The following is a 16,269-nucleotide window of genomic DNA, read 5'->3' as shown; positions in this document are numbered from 1 at the left end:
ATAAAAAAGGAGCCGCCCATGGCCACTCCTAAACAAAATCATTAGACGCTCGCAGAAGCAAGCTCACCCTTACTTTGCGCCCGCTTGTACAGGAATAGAGTTAACGTAACGGGAACGGTAATCGCCACCAGCATTGCCAGCGAGAAGATGCCCCAAAACTGGGGTTGAATTGATAAGATCCCCGGCAATCCACCAACTCCAATCCCATTGGCCATGACCCCTGCACTGCCGCAGATCGCTGCTGCAATGGCGCTACCAACCATGGCGCTTAACATCGGGAATTTATACTTGAGGTTAATTCCATACATGGCTGGTTCAGTGACGCCTAAATAGGCCGAGATCGCAGCCGGAACGGAAATGTCTCGTTCTCCATGCTTTTTGCTAATGATGATGATCCCGACGACTGCCGAAGCTTGAGCAATGTTCGATAAGGCAATCAATGGCCAAATTGGGGTACCCCCTAATTCTTGCATCAACTGTAAATCAACAGCGTTGGTGGTGTGGTGAATACCCGTGATCACTAAGGGGGCGTATATAAAGCCAAATAGTGTTGACCCGATCACCGCAAAATCGCCTGTCATTGCGATTTTAGCCACCAAGGCAACCCCATTACCCAGTACGCGACCAAATGGGCCAATCAATGCGTGCGCTAAAACCACCGATACAATAATAGAGACAAAAGGCACGACCACCAGATACAGGTAAGACGGCACAATACGCTTCAAATTGGTTTCAATAAATGCCAACGCGACGCCCGCTAGCATCGCCGGAATGACCTGCGCCTGATAGCCGACTTTTTCTATCGTAAACAGGCCAAAATCCCATATTTCTGGTATTTGTTTGCCAATCAAATACGCGTTCATCAATTGCGGTGACACTAAGGTCACACCGAGTGTAATCCCCAAAATCGGAGTTCCACCGAGTTTTTTCACTGTCGACCAACACACGCCTACAGGCAGGAAAAAGAAGATCGCTTCGCCAATTAACCATAAGAAGCTGTGAACCGTTGCCCAAAACTGGCTGATCTCTGTCAATGATTGGCCATCAAACATTTTGATGTCACCAATGACGTTACGAAAACCGAGGATTAACCCTCCGGTAATAATGGCGGGAAGCAAAGGGACAAAGATTTCAGCCAGATGGGAAATTCCCCGTTCCAATACATTCATATTCTGGCGGGCAGCTTGCTTCGCTTCGTCCTTCGACGCTTCATTTTGCCCTGTCAATGCAACGAGTTGTTTATAGACATCGTCAACTTCTGTGCCGATGACAACTTGAAACTGACCGGCATTGGTAAAGCAACCTTTTACTATCGGCAAGCTTTCCAAGGCTTTTTGATCCGCTTTTTCGGTATCGTTTAGTACAAAACGAAGGCGTGTCAGGCAGTGGCTCACGCTCGCAATATTATCGCGACCGCCCACCAGTTCCACCAGACGCTCTACTTGCTTAGGCGCAATCTTGCTCATATCATTGTCCACCTTGGATTGGCTCTTAACGGGTATCAGAGTTCTCTGATCACAAGCGTAAAAATCATTATGGGAACATTCCCATACCTATATATTATACTGCCAAAGCCATCCTGAGACATAAATGGGAACAATCCTATTAATTGAGAGGGATCACATTATATTTATAAGTTTCATAATAATTAGAACGTTATTATAGAATAGGGGCTTGGGTTATGTGGACGATTTCAGCGTCACCATTTAGCTGGGAAATCAAAAGTTGAGCCGCTTTTTCTCCCGCTTGCGCGTAACCAGGATCAATACTGAACACCTTAGGGAAGAGAAAAGACAACAGCTCATTGCCCCCGACCCCTGTCACCAAAACGTCTTCCCGATCCAATTCCTGCAAGCGCTTAATCACGCCCAGCGCCAGCGTGTCACTGGCACAAACAATCGCCTCAATATCCGATGTAAGTACTTTATCAACGAGCTGATAAGCACTTTCATGATGCAGATGTCCGGTCTGGTAATTGGCGGTCAATTGATACTTGTCACACCACCTCAAATAGGCCTCAAGACGCAATTTACCAGTGGTGCGATCCGATGGGTGGACACCAATAAAAGCCGTCTTTGTTACTTTTTTTTCGATCAGATGCTCAAGCGCATAGCGGATCACGCCCTCGTTATCGTAATTAATCGAGGAGGTCACTTTAGTATCCATCGCAATGACCAAGGAGCGATGGCACCAACTTTCGAGACGTTCGATATCAAAATCACTGAAACCGAAGACGACCACGCCATCAACGTTGCGCTTATTAAGGACGTCAAGGTGCTCATTGGTCTTGTCGCGATCAAACTGACTTTCCATGATCACCGCATCGTAGCCAAAACGATAAAGCGCTTGCAACATACTTCCGACGGCTTTATTTTCTGAAGGAGAATCCAATCGAGAAATAATCACACCCACGACTTTCTGGCTACCTCCCCGCATCGCCTGAGCCGATTTTGAAGGCACATAACCGGATTCCTTAATCACCCGTTCAACGTTCGCTCTGGTTTGTGGCTTTACTTTAGGATCATTGGTCAGAACGCGTGATACCGTCGATTTTCCGACACCGGATAACTTTGCAATATCGAGAATGGTCAGTTTTTTAGTCATAATATCAATAGAGTGAATTGAAAAAATCGCGCTACGCAGCCCGTTAACGCTAATGGGTCTTGCAGTTTTTGTAAACCAGATCGTCTATTTCAAGCAATGCTTGATCACCTTTCGTGTGCAAAATCACAGCAGGATGATGCAGTGACTCGTGGTCGTACCGCACGTATTTCACACCAGATCCCGACGGAACCTGAGTCAGACGCAGGCGTTGATCAGCAAAACGCAGTATAACGGCTTGTTGGTCAGGTAAAAGCGCAATATCAAATCTCTGATTGGCCATACAGTCATACGCGACAAATTCAGCCGAGTTCGGGTAAAGATGTTCAGCCCCAGACGGGCTGCACCCCAAGCTTATCAACGCGAGCGCTACGCTCAATCCTTGCATCAATCTCATACAGACTCTCCAATAGAAAAAGGCCGCGGAAGCGACCTCATTCTCAAACAGCGGGTTTGGCTAAGTATTGGGGGACATCAGCAATGCTATCAAGCACCACGCAAGCCAAAGCCTGCCCTCTCTCAGTGACCGTTTTGCCGGTTCGCACCAATATACGTGTCCCGACTTCGGCCGCTTGCGCTGCCATCATGTCTTCGGCTTTATCACCCACCATGACGGAATTGGCCATATCTATGTGCAAATCATCGCGCGCAGAAAGAAACATCCCCGGTTGGGGCTTACGGCATTGGCACTCTTGTTTGTACTGACCTTTTCCATGTTCCGCATGATGAGGGCAATAATAGAAGCCATCAAACTCAACCCCATTGTCAACAAAGTTCCAGTCCATCCACTGTGTCAGCGACAAGAAGCGCTCTTCGCTAAATTTACCTCGCGCGATACCAGATTGGTTCGTGACCAATACCAGCAGGTAGCCTAATTCTTTGAGGGCTTTTGTCGCTTCAAACACGCCTTCAATAAACTCAAAGTCGTGTTCATCGTGAACGTAACCATGATCAACATTGAGTACGCCATCACGATCTAAAAAGACTGCGGGTTTTGCCAAAATATACATCTCTATCTGCGATTTATATCAGAATTATTACATGGTTTATTTCTTTCATCACTATCTAATTACTCATCCGTTTAAACAAAAAAACGTTTAGACGTCTAGACGTAAAAATATCTATTGACACTCTTAACGCAAACCCATAGCATCGAAGACTAAATGAGAGATAGTTCAAAATTATCTATTATTCCCCTAAGCAGTCTGATAGCGGATTTCTCAATGATTGAATTGAATCAAGTAAATAAAGTCTTCCTTCAGGGAACGAAGGAAATAGCGGCCTTAAAGGACATTAACCTGCACATCTCTGAAGGCACCATTTTCGGTGTTATTGGCTCGTCAGGCGCCGGAAAAAGTACCCTTATTCGCTGTGTAAACATGCTTGAAGCCCCCACCACTGGGTCTATCATTGTCGATGGCGTAGACTTAACCACATTGTCAAAGCGTCAACTCAGCGATGCTCGACGAAATATAGGGATGATTTTTCAGCACTTTAATCTGCTGTCTTCTCGCACCGTATTTGAAAACGTAGCACTACCACTGGAACTGGCGTCAGCAGATAAAGCATCTATTGAGACCAAAGTAACCGAATTGCTGACCTTGGTTGGACTGGATGATAAACACGAAAGCTACCCTTCGAATCTCAGTGGAGGGCAAAAACAACGTGTGGCTATCGCCCGCGCTCTGGCCTCAGACCCCAAAGTGTTGTTGTGTGACGAAGCGACCAGCGCTCTCGATCCTGCGACGACCCAATCGATTCTGGAGCTCCTCAAAAAGATAAACCGCGATCTCAACATCACTATTTTGCTGATCACTCATGAAATGGACGTGGTGAAAAGTATTTGCCATCAGGTGGCGATCATCGGTGATGGTGTCTTGGTCGAGAAAGGCACAGTAGGGGAAATTTTTGCACACCCCAAAACAGAGCTGGCACACGAGTTTATCCGCTCAACGTTGGATCTTTCTATTCCAGAAGATTACCAGTCTCGTTTACAACCCAACCGTGTGGAAGGCAGCTATCCTTTGGTTCGCCTTGAATTTACGGGTGCAACTGTTGATGCTCCTCTAATGACACAAATTGCACGTAAATTTAATATTGATGTCAGTATCTTGAGTTCAGACCTTGATTACGCGGGCGGTGTGAAATTTGGCATGATGGTCGCAGAACTCTTTGGCAACGAGCAAGACGATAACGGAGCGATCGAGTTCCTACGTGAGCACAATGTAAAAGTAGAGGTATTGGGTTATGTTCTTTAATACGGTTTCACAATGGCTAAGCCTAAACAGCAACCTCCTCATGGGCGCTGCATGGGAAACCCTTTATATGGTGTCTGTCGCAGGTGTCGTCGGTTTTGCCGTTGGTATCCCTCTGGGTGTCATACTGCATACTTCTAAACACGGTGGCTTACTGGAAAATACGCTACTCAACCGCGTGCTTGGTGCTGTTGTTAACGTCGGTCGCTCGGTGCCTTTCCTTGTTCTGATGGTGGCCATTATCCCTCTGACTAAACTGTTGCTGGGCACTTTTATTGGCACAACTGCCGCCATCGTTCCCTTAACCATAGGCGCGATTCCATTTGTGGCTCGTTTAATTGAAGGGGCACTGCTGGAAGTACCATCAGGCCTAGTGGAAGCCGCCCAATCGATGGGGGCAACCCCGATACAAATCATCCATAAGGTACTGCTACCCGAAGCGATGCCAACCATTGTCAACTCCGTCACCATAACCTTAGTGACGCTGGTCAGTTACTCAGCGATGGCGGGCACCGTTGGCGGTGGCGGGTTGGGCGATGTCGCGATCCGGTATGGTTTCCACCGTTACGATGTCGTGATCATGGCCGTCACCGTGGTCATGCTGATCGTATTAGTCCAAATCATTCAGTCGATAGGCGATGCGATTGTCCGTCGTGTCGACCACAGATAAAAAATTCAGATTTACATTAAGGAGAAAGTCATGAAATTCGGTTTAAAAGGTCTGCTTACAATAGCAGCGGCAGCATCTGCACTCGTTCTTGCAGGTTGTGGTGAAAAGCAAACAGACAACAGCAAAATCAAAGTCGGTGTTATGGCCGGTGCAGAAGCTCAAGTTGCCGAAGTGGCGGCGCAAGTGGCCAAGGAGCAATATGGTCTTAACGTTGAACTGGTGACCTTTACCGATTACGTCACCCCTAACGCCGCGCTTGATGATGGTTCAATTGATATCAACGCTTTCCAACACAAGCCGTATTTAGATCAACAAGTCATCGACCGCGGCTATAAACTTTCAGTGGCTGGCAACACGTTCGTCTACCCGATCGCTGGCTACTCAAAACAGGTGACGTCTGTGGCCGATCTTAAAGATGGTGCTCGGATCGCTGTCCCTAATGACCCAACTAACTTGGGGCGCTCATTGATCTTATTGGAACAGCAGGGCCTGATTAAGCTAAGAGAAGACGTTGGGCTGCTGGCGACGGTTCGTGATATTACTGAAAATCCAAAGAACCTTAACATCCTTGAACTGGATGCCGCCCAACTGCCTCGCTCTCTGGATGATGTCGCACTGTCGGTTATTAATACCACTTACGCAAGCTCAATTAACCTGACGCCACAGAAAGACGGAATCTTCGTTGAAGATAAACAATCTCCTTACGTTAACCTCATTGTCGCGCGTGAAGACAACGTCAACGCAGAGAATGTGCAGCACTTTATCAAGTCTTACCAAACCGATGAAGTCTACTCAGCAGCGTCTGATATCTTCCACGGTGGTGTCGTGAAAGGCTGGTAATCATTGCACGCCTCACCCAGAAGGCTGATACCTGAGGTATCAGCCTTTCCTAACCATAGTCATGATTCTCTTATCCTTTTAGCACCAATGACTGTGGCCATATCCTCACTCTATTAAGCTCATCAATACCCAAGGTGCTGTCAGTGCCAACAGATGCGAATGTTTATCAGGAAGCGGCTGACAAGTTACCGATGACGCCGCCACCCAATGCCCTTGAGGATGTGATGCGCGAACTGAAAACTATAGAGACAGTGCGTAACTATGTCGAGACTAAAGCGTTGGCAAATAATCCCACCTATGGATCAAGTTACAGGACCTACCGCTCAAATAAATAGCCGCATGTCGAGTGCTGCGGATACACGGGTACATCATCGTATAGAGGCCGTAGCCAACAAAGCGCAAAAGTCAGCCGAAAAAGCCTCACGCGAAGCGGCAGAGAAAGCGGCCCAACAGGCAGCTGGTCGGATCATTGACAGAGAGATTGAGATTCGCCTTCAAATGTTAAGAGCGCCAACACCACCAACGGCAGATCCTAGTCACCGCGAACGTCAAGGCGTACATCAAAAACAGGCGATTCGTATCGATAACGATGGCAAAGCGCATGTGAAGACAATCAATAGCTAAACAGTTGCCTTGGCATGGACACTAACGTTGTCGCGGTAGGACAGACGTTAAATAACCCTTGAGGGAAAAACCGGAAGCGTAAAAGCTTCCGGTTTCAATATGACCAACTTAGCGTCTAAGGGGTATAGTAAGTTGCCGCCCCTGGCCCCACGGGTAAACCCAATACAAATACCCATAGGTAGAACAGCAGGCTCCAGCCCACAATAAAGCACAAAGAGTACGGTAACATCGTCGCAATCAACGTCCCGATCCCTAAGTTCTTAATGTAGCGAGTCGCCACCGCAAGGATAAGAGCAAAATAGCTCATCATTGGCGTAATAATATTGGTGGCAGAATCCCCAATTCGGTACGCAGCCTGAATAGTTTCGGGAGCATAACCCACCAGCATCAACATCGGGACAAAGATAGGTGCTGTCACCGCCCATTGTGCAGAGGCCGAACCGATCATTAAGTTGATAAAACCACAAAGCAGAATAAATGCAAAAAACAACATGGGTCCAGTCAGACCAATCTCCTGCAGGAAGGTCGCTCCTCCTACTGCAAACACCTGACCAAAGTTGCTCCATTTAGAGAACGCGACAAACTGAGCGGCGAAGAAGACCAAAACAATATACATGCCCATCGATGACATCGATTTAGACATGGCGTCAATCACATCGCGATCATTGTTCATGGTCCCGACAACCTTGCCATACACCAAACCAGGAATAGCGAAGAAAACAAAAATAAACGCGACGATGCTTTTCAAAAACGGCGAACCCGCGACTGTCCCCGTATCGGAACGCAGAACGCCATCTTCAGGCACAATGGTCCACGCCAACAGGAAGGACACACACAATACAGCCAGTCCGGCCAGTTTTAGGCCCCTCTTTTCTATAGAAGACAACTTGCCCAAGGTATCCTTACTCAAATCTTCCGAAGCATCTTCATCGTTATAATTGCCTAATTTCGGTTCAACGATTTTTTCCGTGACCAGCGCCCCCACCCCTGCAATAAAAAAGGTCGACACAAACATAAAGTACCAGTTGACTTCAGGGCCAACAGTATAGTTTGGGTCCATCAATTGCGCGGCGGTTTCTGTAATACCAGAAAGCAGGGGATCGACTGTCCCAATCAGTAGATTGGCCGAATACCCACCGGAAACGCCTGCAAACGCGGCAGCCAAACCCGCCAAAGGGTGACGCCCCAAAGAATGAAATAACATCGCAGCCAGCGGGATCAGCACCACATAACCCAGCTCAGATGCCGTGTTAGATATTATCCCTGCAAACACCACTGTCACGGTCACCATGCGCTTTGACGCACCCATGACCAAACCACGCATCGCAGCGGACAGCAAACCAGAAGACTCGGCAACTGCGACCCCTAGCAACGCAACCAACACGGTGCCTAGCGGCGCAAAACCGACAAAGTTCTTGACCAAATTAGTGACGATTAACTGCAATCCATCGACACTCAACAAATTGACGACTCGTATCATACCATCGGCGGCACGTCCGGCGGCCCCTTCAGGTCGAGGGTCGACCACGGCAACGTCAAAATAACCAGCGATACCCGATGCAACCAAGATAAAAACGCAAAGAATGGCAAAAAGTGTGATTGGATGAGGGAGTAGATTCCCCAAATATTCGACCCCGTCCAAGAAGCGAGTAAAGACGGGTTTCTTGGGCGATTTTTGTTTTATTGAAGCAGATGAACTCATCTGTTTCCTCCTTGAAGTAATTCCTGCACGTCTTGTGACGAGCTGCAACAAACCCGCGCAGGTTACTAGACAAAGAGGTCAGCAATAAATCCAAAATGTTGTAAAATGTTATCTAGATCATTATATTCAACGTCAAATAAATAAAAAATCAGCAGTATCATCCAGATATGAAACAATCATCAGTGTTATAGATTACACGCACTCATAATTAAATTGATATTATTATCACTTTTGGACTGCTTTAAATCTGGGGTTCGATTTACAGATAACATACAAACGGCCTCTTCTTTTAACGATTTGACAGTCAGGGTGTCGACTCTTCGCACTTTTTAACGACTTAACTACTTTCATTATTCTTCTCCTTTTCCAAACAGGCCAAAACGTCGGGTAAAATTCGCGACACGTCCTTCTTTTTGAATCACTCGCTGTTTACCTGTGTAAACTGGGTGAGACTTTGACGAGACTTCCACGGTGAAATAGGGGTACGTCTGACCGTCTTTCCATTCAATGGTTTGGTCGGTTTTTAACGTGGAGCCTATCAAGAAATACGCGTCAGCTCCGGTATCATGGAACACCACAGTACGGTATTCAGGATGAATGTTTGCTTTCATAGTAACCTCATACATAAACGTTATGTTATAACATAATACTTGATAACTATTATCAAGAAGTTTTGCAAGACATTTTGTGATATTTTTGCCAAATACCAGAAAGTAGCGAGTGCCGATTCATGTACCAAGTTGAGCCGATTGGCTTCATTGAAAGTCCTTACAAAGAGAAATTTGCGGTCCCAAGACAACCGGGGTTGGTCCCAACAGCGACGTCTCGGGTAAAACTTGTCGGCCCAGCCAATTGCGTTGAAGCGACGCGAGGTATTGAGCAATTTAGCCATATTTGGCTGCTGTTTATGTTTGACCAAAACCTCAGTGCGGGCTGGAAACCCACCGTGCGCCCTCCCCGCCTTGGCGGTAATCAACGTATTGGCGTTTTTGCTTCTCGTGCGACATTTCGCCCCAACGGTATCGGCATGTCAGCCGTGGAACTGAGGGGCGTCAATGTGGAAAATGGGCATGTCTATTTGCAACTTGGTAACGTTGATTTGGTCGACAATACGCCCATTATCGATATCAAGCCTTATATTCCCTATTCTGACGCCATCGATAACGCAAGTGGTGGGTACGCCAGCGAGCAACCGCCCATCTCGGACGTACATTTCTCAGCAGCCTCGCTCGACATTCTCCGTAAAAGACCCTCTGGCGATCACGAGCAGGCCGTTATCGAGCAAGTATTGGCACAAGATCCACGCCCCGCCTACAAAAAAAGCCAAGGTGATAACAAAGAATATGCGGTTAATTTGTTCGATATGAACGTAAAATTCACGGCCAACGATAACTTAGTGACGGTGACGGCGATTGAAGCCTTTTGACCAAAGCCAATGGCTGATATTATAGTGGGCTGAATTTTATTCCCTCACGATGAGGGGTTCTAAAAAACATCATAAAAACGGATAAATGAGATGCGTACCAGTAACTATCTTCTTTCTACCCTGAAGGAGACTCCAAACGACGCCGAAGTTATGAGCCACCAGCTCATGCTACGTGCGGGTATGATCCGTAAGCTGGCTTCAGGTCTTTACACCTGGCTACCTACCGGTCTACGCGTGTTGCGTAAAGTCGAAAACATCGTTCGTCAGGAAATCAATAATGCCGGTGCCGTTGAAACCTTGATGCCCGTGGTTCAACCGTTTGAACTTTGGGAAGAAACCGGTCGTTCTGAGAAGATGGGAGCCGAATTACTTCGCCTTAGTGACCGCCATGATCGTCCGTTTGTACTCAGCCCAACCGCGGAAGAGGTCATCACGAGTCTTGTACGTAACGAAGTCAACTCGTATAAGCAGCTTCCACTGAATCTGTACCAAATTCAAACTAAGTTCCGTGATGAACGCCGCCCACGTTTTGGAGTGATGCGCGCACGTGAATTCTCGATGATGGACGCTTACAGCTTTGACATTGACAAAGACGGTCTGGAAAAGTCCTACCAAGCGATGCATGACGCCTATTGTAAGGCGTTCGACCTTATGGGCCTTGATTACCGTCCGGTGCTGGCTGATAGTGGAGCGATTGGTGGCAGCGGCTCTCAGGAGTTTCATGTCCTCGCAGAAAGCGGAGAAGATTTGATCGCATTCTCATCACAGTCAGATTACGCAGCAAACCTCGAAAAGGCAGAAGCGCTTACTCCTGCTGGGCAAAATGCCTCAGCGACTCAAACCATGACGCTGGTCGACACACCCAATGCAAAAACCATTGCAGAGCTGGTTGAACAACATGGATTGGCGATCGAAAAAACAGTCAAAACGCTGTTTGTAAAAGCATCAGACAACATCGATGCACCGCTCGTTGCCCTCCTTATTCGTGGTGATCACGAACTCAATGAAGTCAAAGCAGAAAATTTACCTCAGATCGCTGCGCCGTTGGAAATGGCAACGGAAGAAGAAATTCGTGCCCTGGTCGGTGCCGGTCCCGGTTCATTAGGACCTGTGGGTTTAAACGTTCCCTTTATCGCAGACCGTTCTGTCGCCGTAATGAGTGATTTTGGAGCCGGTGCCAACATTGATGGCCAACACTACTTTGGTATCAATTGGGGTCGCGACGTTGAGCTCAACCAAGTCGAAGATCTACGCAATGTAGTCGAAGGGGATCCCAGCCCGTGTGGCAGCGGTCACCTTCTGCTAAAACGTGGTATTGAAGTCGGTCATATCTTCCAGTTGGGGACCAATTACTCAGAAAAAATGAACTGTGGCGTCCTAGGCCCAGATGGCAAGAACGCCATCCTTGAGATGGGTTGTTACGGCATCGGTGTCTCGCGCGTGGTTGCGGCAGCGATTGAGCAGAACCACGACAAATACGGCATCATATGGCCAGATGCTCTTGCGCCTTTCCAAGTCGCTATCGTGCCGATGAACATGCATAAATCAGAAGAGGTGCAACAAGCAGCAGAATCACTGTATTCACAGCTGACCGCACTGGGTATCGAAGTCCTGTTCGATGATCGTAAAGAACGTCCGGGCGTGATGTTTTCTGATATCGAGCTCATTGGTATCCCACACACTATCGTGATTGGTGACCGTTCATTGAAAGAAGGCAACGTCGAATATAAGAATCGCCGCGAAGGCGAGAAAACGGCCATTGCGACCAACGACATCCTTGAACATATCAAAGCACAGCTAGCGTAATGCAATAAAAATAAAAAAGGTTGATGCATTTCATCAACCTTTTTATTGCAAATCACCGTTAGGACAAAGGGCCCGTTGGCGCCTGGCTTTTGACTTTCTTTGGCGCGTAAGCAACGTCTTTCAGCTCATCCGCATTGCCATCAATCAACTCACCAAAATGAAAAATACCAAACTCACCGGGCTTCATTCGGTGCCATTCTTCGTTGTCGGTCAATGGCTGTGTTGCAATGACAGAGACGACATCATTGGGCGTGGTCTCTTCCTGAAAGTTAATCTCCATATCTTCATCAATCAGTGACGCTTTACCAAAAGGCGCACGACGGGTGATCCAATATAAATGATTGGTGCAGAACGTCATCACGTATTCGCCATCAGACAGCAGCATATTAAATATGCCTTTCTGCCTGAGTGTTTGGCAACAATCAGCGATAAAACGGAACATTTCCACCATGTTCTGAGGTGGTTGGGGGTAGCGTTCTTCCATCTGTTTGACTAACCAGCAGAATGAAAGCTCGCTGTCTGTTTGACCCACCGACCTATGGCGACCTGTTTGCAAGTCTTGATAATCACAAAGCTGTCCGTTGTGGGCAAAAGTCCAGTAACGTCCCCACAATTCACGAGTAAAAGGGTGTGTATTTTCGAGGTTAACCTCACCGCGATTGGCCTGTCTTATATGGCTAATCACCGCACAACTTTTAATCGGATAATTTTGTACTAATTCTGCGATTTTTGAATTGCAGCTTGGCTTGGGATCTTTAAAGTTACGAAAACCTTTACCTTCATAAAAAGTGATTCCCCAGCCATCGCTATGCGGCCCGGTATTACCACCACGCTGCATCAGCCCCGTAAAGCTAAAACAAATATCCGTTGGCACATTGGCGCTCATTCCGAGCAATTCACACATGACCTAAGAGGCTCCTATAAACAACAGCAGTATCAACGTCGGCGCTGATACTGTTTACACCACTTTAAAAAATTATTTTTCCATTTCTTTTTCGATCAGCTGAATCACAATGTGAATGATCTTAATATGGATTTCTTGGATTCGGTCAGCATAACCAAAATGAGGGACACGAATTTCAATATCCGCGAGCCCGGCCATCTTGCCCCCGTCTTTACCTGTCAGGGCAATGGTCTTCATCCCTTTTGCTTGGGCCGCTTCAATCGCTTTAAGAATGTTGCCAGAATTGCCTGACGTTGACAGCCCAAATAAAACATCGCCTTTTGCACCTACGGCTTCAACATAACGAGAAAACACATGATCATAGCCAAAGTCGTTGCTTACGCAAGACAAGTGGCTCGGATCAGAGATAGCGATGCCAGGAAAACCAGGACGATTTTCACGATAACGTCCCGTCAGCTCTTCAGCAAAATGCATCGCGTCACAGTGCGAACCACCGTTACCACAAGACAAGACTTTCCCGCCTTGCTTGAAAGAATCCGCAAGCAATGTCGCCGCCGCTTCAATTTGAGCGATATTGCGTTCGTCGCTAAGAAATGTGTTCAAAACGTCCGCCGCTTCGGTTAGTTCATTTTTAATCAGATCCTGATACATAGATTTTTCTCTAATTATTGTCCATCAAAAGGCCGACGTGTTCCGCCGCCACGTTTATAGTCAGAGTTTACTCAAACAATCCTGACTGTCGATAGCTGCCCGCAAACAATTGCGTCTTTATTCCCTTTCTTCATCGACAAATTCATTTCTTTGAGCTTTTTAGAGCTATGACTCTACCAAGATCACTTTTTACTCTAAATTATGTTTTACATTTCTGTAATAAATTGATTACACTCTAACTGGTTGGACCTCTATTTAGATAACAGCGTATAACCCTCAATACGAAACGCTGACAAGGAACTTATACTATGGATATCTTGCTCTCTGTACTTGGATTCGCCACTGTGTTGGCTGTCTGCCTCTATCATCGAATGACCTTGGTCAAATCTATCTCACTATTAGCCGTCACTTTGGCCATGTTGTCGTTTATCGGCACCGCTGGCTCCGTGAGTTGGGTTTTGTTTATTGCGGCGAGCGCGGTTTTGGCGATCCCTTCTCTTCGTCAATCCCTCATCAGCCAAAAAGCACTGGACATGTTTAAGACCGTTCTTCCTGAAATGTCACAAACCGAAAAAGAAGCGCTCGACGCTGGCACTGTATGGTGGGAAGCGGAATTGTTTAAGGGCAAACCTGACTGGGACCACTTGCATGCGATTGACGATCCAAAGTTAAGCACCGAAGAACAAGCTTTTCTCGATGGCCCAGTCAATGACGTTTGTGCCATGGTCAACGATTATCAAGTCACTCACGAATTAGCGGATTTGCCTCCGGAAGTATGGCAGTATCTTAAAGATCATAAGTTCTTTGCCATGATCATCAAGAAAAAATACGGAGGTCTGGAGTTTTCAGCCTACGCACAATCTCTGGTACTGCAAAAACTGACTGGCGTCTCAAGTGTTCTCTCCTCCACCGTCGGGGTTCCCAACTCTCTTGGCCCAGGTGAACTACTGCAACACTATGGCACCACCGAGCAAAAAGACCACTACTTACCTCGCCTTGCCGAAGGTACAGAAATCCCTTGTTTCGCTCTAACAAGCCCTGAAGCTGGCTCTGACGCGGGTTCTATTCCGGATTACGGCGTCGTTTGCAAGGGCAAGTGGAAAGGCAAAGACATTTTAGGTATGCGTTTAACGTGGAATAAACGCTACATCACGTTAGCGCCCGTAGCCACAGTACTAGGCTTAGCATTTAAACTGCGTGACCCAGATAATTTGCTAGGTCAACAAGAAGAAATTGGTATCACTTGTGCGCTCATACCGACCAATCTAAAAGGTGTCGAGATCGGGACTCGTCATTTTCCTTTGAACGTGCCCTTTCAAAATGGCCCAACGCGCGGTGAAGACCTGTTCGTCCCTCTTGATTTCATTATTGGCGGTCCGAAAATGGCGGGACAGGGTTGGCGTATGTTGGTTGAATGCCTGTCAGTCGGCCGCGGCATTACACTCCCTTCCAACTCAACAGGTGGGATCAAGACAGCGGCTTTGGCCACGGGCGCTTACGCACGTATCCGTCGCCAATTCAAACAACCCATAGGGCTAATGGAAGGCATCGAAGAACCACTGGCACGTTTGGGCGGAAATGCCTACGTCATGGATGCCGCGAGTAACTTAACGGTCGCGGGAATCGACATGGGCGAAAAGCCCTCAGTTATTTCTGCCATCGTCAAATATCATTGTACGCATCGAATGCAGCATAGCGTCATTGACGCCATGGACATTGTTGGCGGCAAAGGCATTTGTCTCGGTCCTAAGAACTTCCTCGCTCGTGGCTATCAAGGCGCACCAATCGCAGTCACGGTTGAAGGCGCAAATATCCTCACTCGCTCGATGATTATTTATGGACAAGGTGCGATTCGCTGCCATCCTTTTGTGTTAGAAGAAATGAACGCGGCTTATTCTGATTCACCCGATGCACTCGACAAATTTGATGCCGCATTAGCAGGCCATGTTGGGTTCACGATGAGTAACCTGGTTCGTAGTTTATGGCTCGGTTTGACTGATGGACGTTTTTCTTCAGCCCCTGTTAAAGATGCCACGACACGTTACTACCAGCAGCTCAATCGCTACAGTGCCAATATTGCATTTTTGTCCGATGTTTCTATGGCAGTGCTTGGCGGCTCACTGAAACGTAAAGAACGTATTTCGGCGCGTTTAGGTGATGTTCTCAGTCAATTGTACCTGAGCTCGGCGACTCTCAAACGCTATGAAAGTGAGGGTCGAATTGCCGACGATCTCCCTTTGGTTCACTGGGGCCTTCAGGATAGCCTTCAACGAACAGAGATCGCAATTGATGAGCTACTGGCTAATTTCCCTAACCCATGGTTAGGGAAAGCACTTCGCGTGCTTCTGCTGCCATTTGGCCGCATCCGCAAAGCGCCAAGTGATAAGATAGACAGTCAGGTCGCTCAAATTCTTCAAACCCCCTCAGCGACGCGCGATCGCATTGGTCGCAACCAATACTTTGAGGCAAGTGAACACAATCCAGCCGGAAAAATTGAACAAGCGTTGCACATCATTATTGAAGCAGAGCCTGTGTTTAATAAAGTGTGTAAGTCAATTAACGAGCGACGCCCCTTCCTGCGTCTCGACTTGATTGCAGATATCGGTTTGGATAAAGGCATTATCGATTCGGCTGATGCTCAGTTGCTGCGTGATGCAGAAACTCATCGTCTGTATGTGATCAATGTGGATGACTTTGACCCAAAGGACTTAGCGGCCAAACCTCTTGAGTCCAATACTCAAATGGACGAAGTCGCCTAAACAATGACGCTCACAGCCCTTAATGGCCGTG

Annotated in this window: 17 protein-coding genes; 8 read left to right on the top strand and 9 right to left on the bottom strand. The window is 47.3% G+C overall.

Going from position 1 to position 16,269, the window contains the following annotated elements:
- Nucleotides 1–41: 41 nt before the first annotated feature.
- The 4 genes from treB to gmhB form a co-directional block, all read right to left on the bottom strand.
- Nucleotides 42–1,466 (bottom strand): PTS trehalose transporter subunit IIBC, encoded by a 1,425-nt coding sequence (treB, locus tag HLM86_RS05235; protein ID WP_170882363.1) that lies wholly within the window; start codon nt 1,464–1,466, stop codon nt 42–44.
- A gap of 193 nt (nt 1,467–1,659) precedes the next feature.
- Nucleotides 1,660–2,604: a trehalose operon repressor TreR gene (gene treR, locus HLM86_RS05230; RefSeq protein WP_076586560.1), complete on the bottom strand. Its 945-nt coding sequence runs from the start codon at nt 2,602–2,604 to the stop codon at nt 1,660–1,662.
- 49 nt (nt 2,605–2,653) lie between these two features.
- Nucleotides 2,654–2,998 carry an MliC family protein gene (locus HLM86_RS05225; protein WP_170882362.1) on the bottom strand — a complete coding sequence of 115 codons (345 nt, stop codon included), beginning with the start codon at nt 2,996–2,998 and terminating at the stop codon, nt 2,654–2,656.
- Nucleotides 2,999–3,041: 43 nt separating this feature from the next.
- Complete coding sequence (gene gmhB / locus HLM86_RS05220; protein ID WP_076586784.1) at nt 3,042–3,602, bottom strand: D-glycero-beta-D-manno-heptose 1,7-bisphosphate 7-phosphatase; 561 nt, start codon at nt 3,600–3,602, stop codon at nt 3,042–3,044.
- Between the two features lie 222 nt (nt 3,603–3,824).
- Between gmhB and metN the strand changes: the two genes are divergently transcribed.
- From metN to HLM86_RS05195, 5 genes are all read left to right on the top strand, one after another.
- A complete protein-coding gene (gene metN / locus HLM86_RS05215; RefSeq protein WP_170882361.1) occupies nt 3,825–4,859 on the top strand; it encodes a methionine ABC transporter ATP-binding protein MetN in 1,035 nt (344 codons plus the stop codon).
- Nucleotides 4,849–5,526: a methionine ABC transporter permease gene (locus HLM86_RS05210; protein WP_170882360.1), complete on the top strand. Its 678-nt coding sequence runs from the start codon at nt 4,849–4,851 to the stop codon at nt 5,524–5,526. The genes metN and HLM86_RS05210 overlap by 11 nt, the downstream gene beginning before the upstream one ends.
- A gap of 30 nt (nt 5,527–5,556) precedes the next feature.
- Nucleotides 5,557–6,366: a MetQ/NlpA family lipoprotein gene (locus tag HLM86_RS05205; RefSeq protein WP_170882359.1), complete on the top strand. Its 810-nt coding sequence runs from the start codon at nt 5,557–5,559 to the stop codon at nt 6,364–6,366.
- A 143-nt stretch (nt 6,367–6,509) separates the two neighbouring features.
- Nucleotides 6,510–6,701 (top strand): hypothetical protein, encoded by a 192-nt coding sequence (locus tag HLM86_RS05200; protein WP_170882358.1) that lies wholly within the window; start codon nt 6,510–6,512, stop codon nt 6,699–6,701.
- Nucleotides 6,664–6,990 (top strand): hypothetical protein, encoded by a 327-nt coding sequence (locus tag HLM86_RS05195; protein WP_170882357.1) that lies wholly within the window; start codon nt 6,664–6,666, stop codon nt 6,988–6,990. Before HLM86_RS05200 ends, HLM86_RS05195 begins: the two co-directional genes overlap by 38 nt.
- A 115-nt stretch (nt 6,991–7,105) precedes the next feature.
- On the opposite strand, the gene HLM86_RS05190 is transcribed toward HLM86_RS05195, so the two are convergent.
- From HLM86_RS05190 to HLM86_RS05180, 3 genes are all read right to left on the bottom strand, one after another.
- Nucleotides 7,106–8,692 carry an AbgT family transporter gene (locus HLM86_RS05190; RefSeq protein ID WP_076586550.1) on the bottom strand — a complete coding sequence of 529 codons (1,587 nt, stop codon included), beginning with the start codon at nt 8,690–8,692 and terminating at the stop codon, nt 7,106–7,108.
- Nucleotides 8,693–8,917: 225 nt separating this feature from the next.
- Nucleotides 8,918–9,043, bottom strand: coding sequence for a type B 50S ribosomal protein L36 (gene ykgO, locus HLM86_RS05185; protein WP_009847431.1), 126 nt, complete (start codon nt 9,041–9,043; stop codon nt 8,918–8,920).
- A complete protein-coding gene (locus HLM86_RS05180) occupies nt 9,043–9,303 on the bottom strand; it encodes a type B 50S ribosomal protein L31 (protein WP_076586548.1) in 261 nt (86 codons plus the stop codon). The genes ykgO and HLM86_RS05180 overlap by 1 nt, the downstream gene beginning before the upstream one ends.
- A gap of 119 nt (nt 9,304–9,422) precedes the next feature.
- On the opposite strand from HLM86_RS05180, the gene tsaA reads away from it, so the two are divergent.
- Nucleotides 9,423–10,118, top strand: coding sequence for a tRNA (N6-threonylcarbamoyladenosine(37)-N6)-methyltransferase TrmO (tsaA, locus tag HLM86_RS05175; RefSeq protein ID WP_076586546.1), 696 nt, complete (start codon nt 9,423–9,425; stop codon nt 10,116–10,118).
- Nucleotides 10,119–10,208: 90 nt separating this feature from the next.
- Nucleotides 10,209–11,924: a proline--tRNA ligase gene (locus HLM86_RS05170; protein ID WP_170882356.1), complete on the top strand. Its 1,716-nt coding sequence runs from the start codon at nt 10,209–10,211 to the stop codon at nt 11,922–11,924.
- A gap of 58 nt (nt 11,925–11,982) precedes the next feature.
- Here HLM86_RS05170 and HLM86_RS05165 read toward each other — a convergent pair whose 3' ends face one another.
- Together HLM86_RS05165 and lpcA are read right to left on the bottom strand one after the other, a co-directional pair.
- Complete coding sequence (locus HLM86_RS05165; RefSeq protein WP_076586541.1) at nt 11,983–12,828, bottom strand: class II glutamine amidotransferase; 846 nt, start codon at nt 12,826–12,828, stop codon at nt 11,983–11,985.
- 72 nt (nt 12,829–12,900) lie between these two features.
- On the bottom strand, nt 12,901–13,479 hold the full coding sequence (gene lpcA / locus HLM86_RS05160; protein ID WP_076586539.1) for a D-sedoheptulose 7-phosphate isomerase: 579 nt from the start codon (nt 13,477–13,479) through the stop codon (nt 12,901–12,903).
- A gap of 308 nt (nt 13,480–13,787) precedes the next feature.
- Here lpcA and fadE point away from each other — a divergent pair, with 308 nt between their 5' ends.
- Nucleotides 13,788–16,238 (top strand): acyl-CoA dehydrogenase FadE, encoded by a 2,451-nt coding sequence (gene fadE / locus HLM86_RS05155; protein WP_170882355.1) that lies wholly within the window; start codon nt 13,788–13,790, stop codon nt 16,236–16,238.
- Nucleotides 16,239–16,269: the final 31 nt, after the last annotated feature.

The organism is Vibrio ostreicida, assembly GCF_013074385.2.
Classification (GTDB): domain Bacteria; phylum Pseudomonadota; class Gammaproteobacteria; order Enterobacterales; family Vibrionaceae; genus Vibrio; species Vibrio ostreicida.
Note: the sequence above shows the minus strand (reverse complement) of the source record. Positions and strands in the feature narration are given on the sequence as shown.

Coding starts and splice junctions, on each gene's coding strand:
- treB (WP_170882363.1), bottom strand. CDS start 1,466: ATGAGCAAGATTGCGCCTAAGCAAGTAGAGCGTCTGGTGGAACTGGTG.
- treR (WP_076586560.1), bottom strand. CDS start 2,604: ATGACTAAAAAACTGACCATTCTCGATATTGCAAAGTTATCCGGTGTC.
- HLM86_RS05225 (WP_170882362.1), bottom strand. CDS start 2,998: ATGAGATTGATGCAAGGATTGAGCGTAGCGCTCGCGTTGATAAGCTTG.
- metN (WP_170882361.1), top strand. CDS start 3,825: ATGATTGAATTGAATCAAGTAAATAAAGTCTTCCTTCAGGGAACGAAG.
- HLM86_RS05210 (WP_170882360.1), top strand. CDS start 4,849: ATGTTCTTTAATACGGTTTCACAATGGCTAAGCCTAAACAGCAACCTC.
- HLM86_RS05205 (WP_170882359.1), top strand. CDS start 5,557: ATGAAATTCGGTTTAAAAGGTCTGCTTACAATAGCAGCGGCAGCATCT.
- HLM86_RS05195 (WP_170882357.1), top strand. CDS start 6,664: ATGGATCAAGTTACAGGACCTACCGCTCAAATAAATAGCCGCATGTCG.
- HLM86_RS05190 (WP_076586550.1), bottom strand. CDS start 8,692: ATGAGTTCATCTGCTTCAATAAAACAAAAATCGCCCAAGAAACCCGTC.
- ykgO (WP_009847431.1), bottom strand. CDS start 9,043: ATGAAAGTAGTTAAGTCGTTAAAAAGTGCGAAGAGTCGACACCCTGAC.
- HLM86_RS05180 (WP_076586548.1), bottom strand. CDS start 9,303: ATGAAAGCAAACATTCATCCTGAATACCGTACTGTGGTGTTCCATGAT.
- tsaA (WP_076586546.1), top strand. CDS start 9,423: ATGTACCAAGTTGAGCCGATTGGCTTCATTGAAAGTCCTTACAAAGAG.
- HLM86_RS05170 (WP_170882356.1), top strand. CDS start 10,209: ATGCGTACCAGTAACTATCTTCTTTCTACCCTGAAGGAGACTCCAAAC.
- HLM86_RS05165 (WP_076586541.1), bottom strand. CDS start 12,828: ATGTGTGAATTGCTCGGAATGAGCGCCAATGTGCCAACGGATATTTGT.
- lpcA (WP_076586539.1), bottom strand. CDS start 13,479: ATGTATCAGGATCTGATTAAAAATGAACTAACCGAAGCGGCGGACGTT.
- fadE (WP_170882355.1), top strand. CDS start 13,788: ATGGATATCTTGCTCTCTGTACTTGGATTCGCCACTGTGTTGGCTGTC.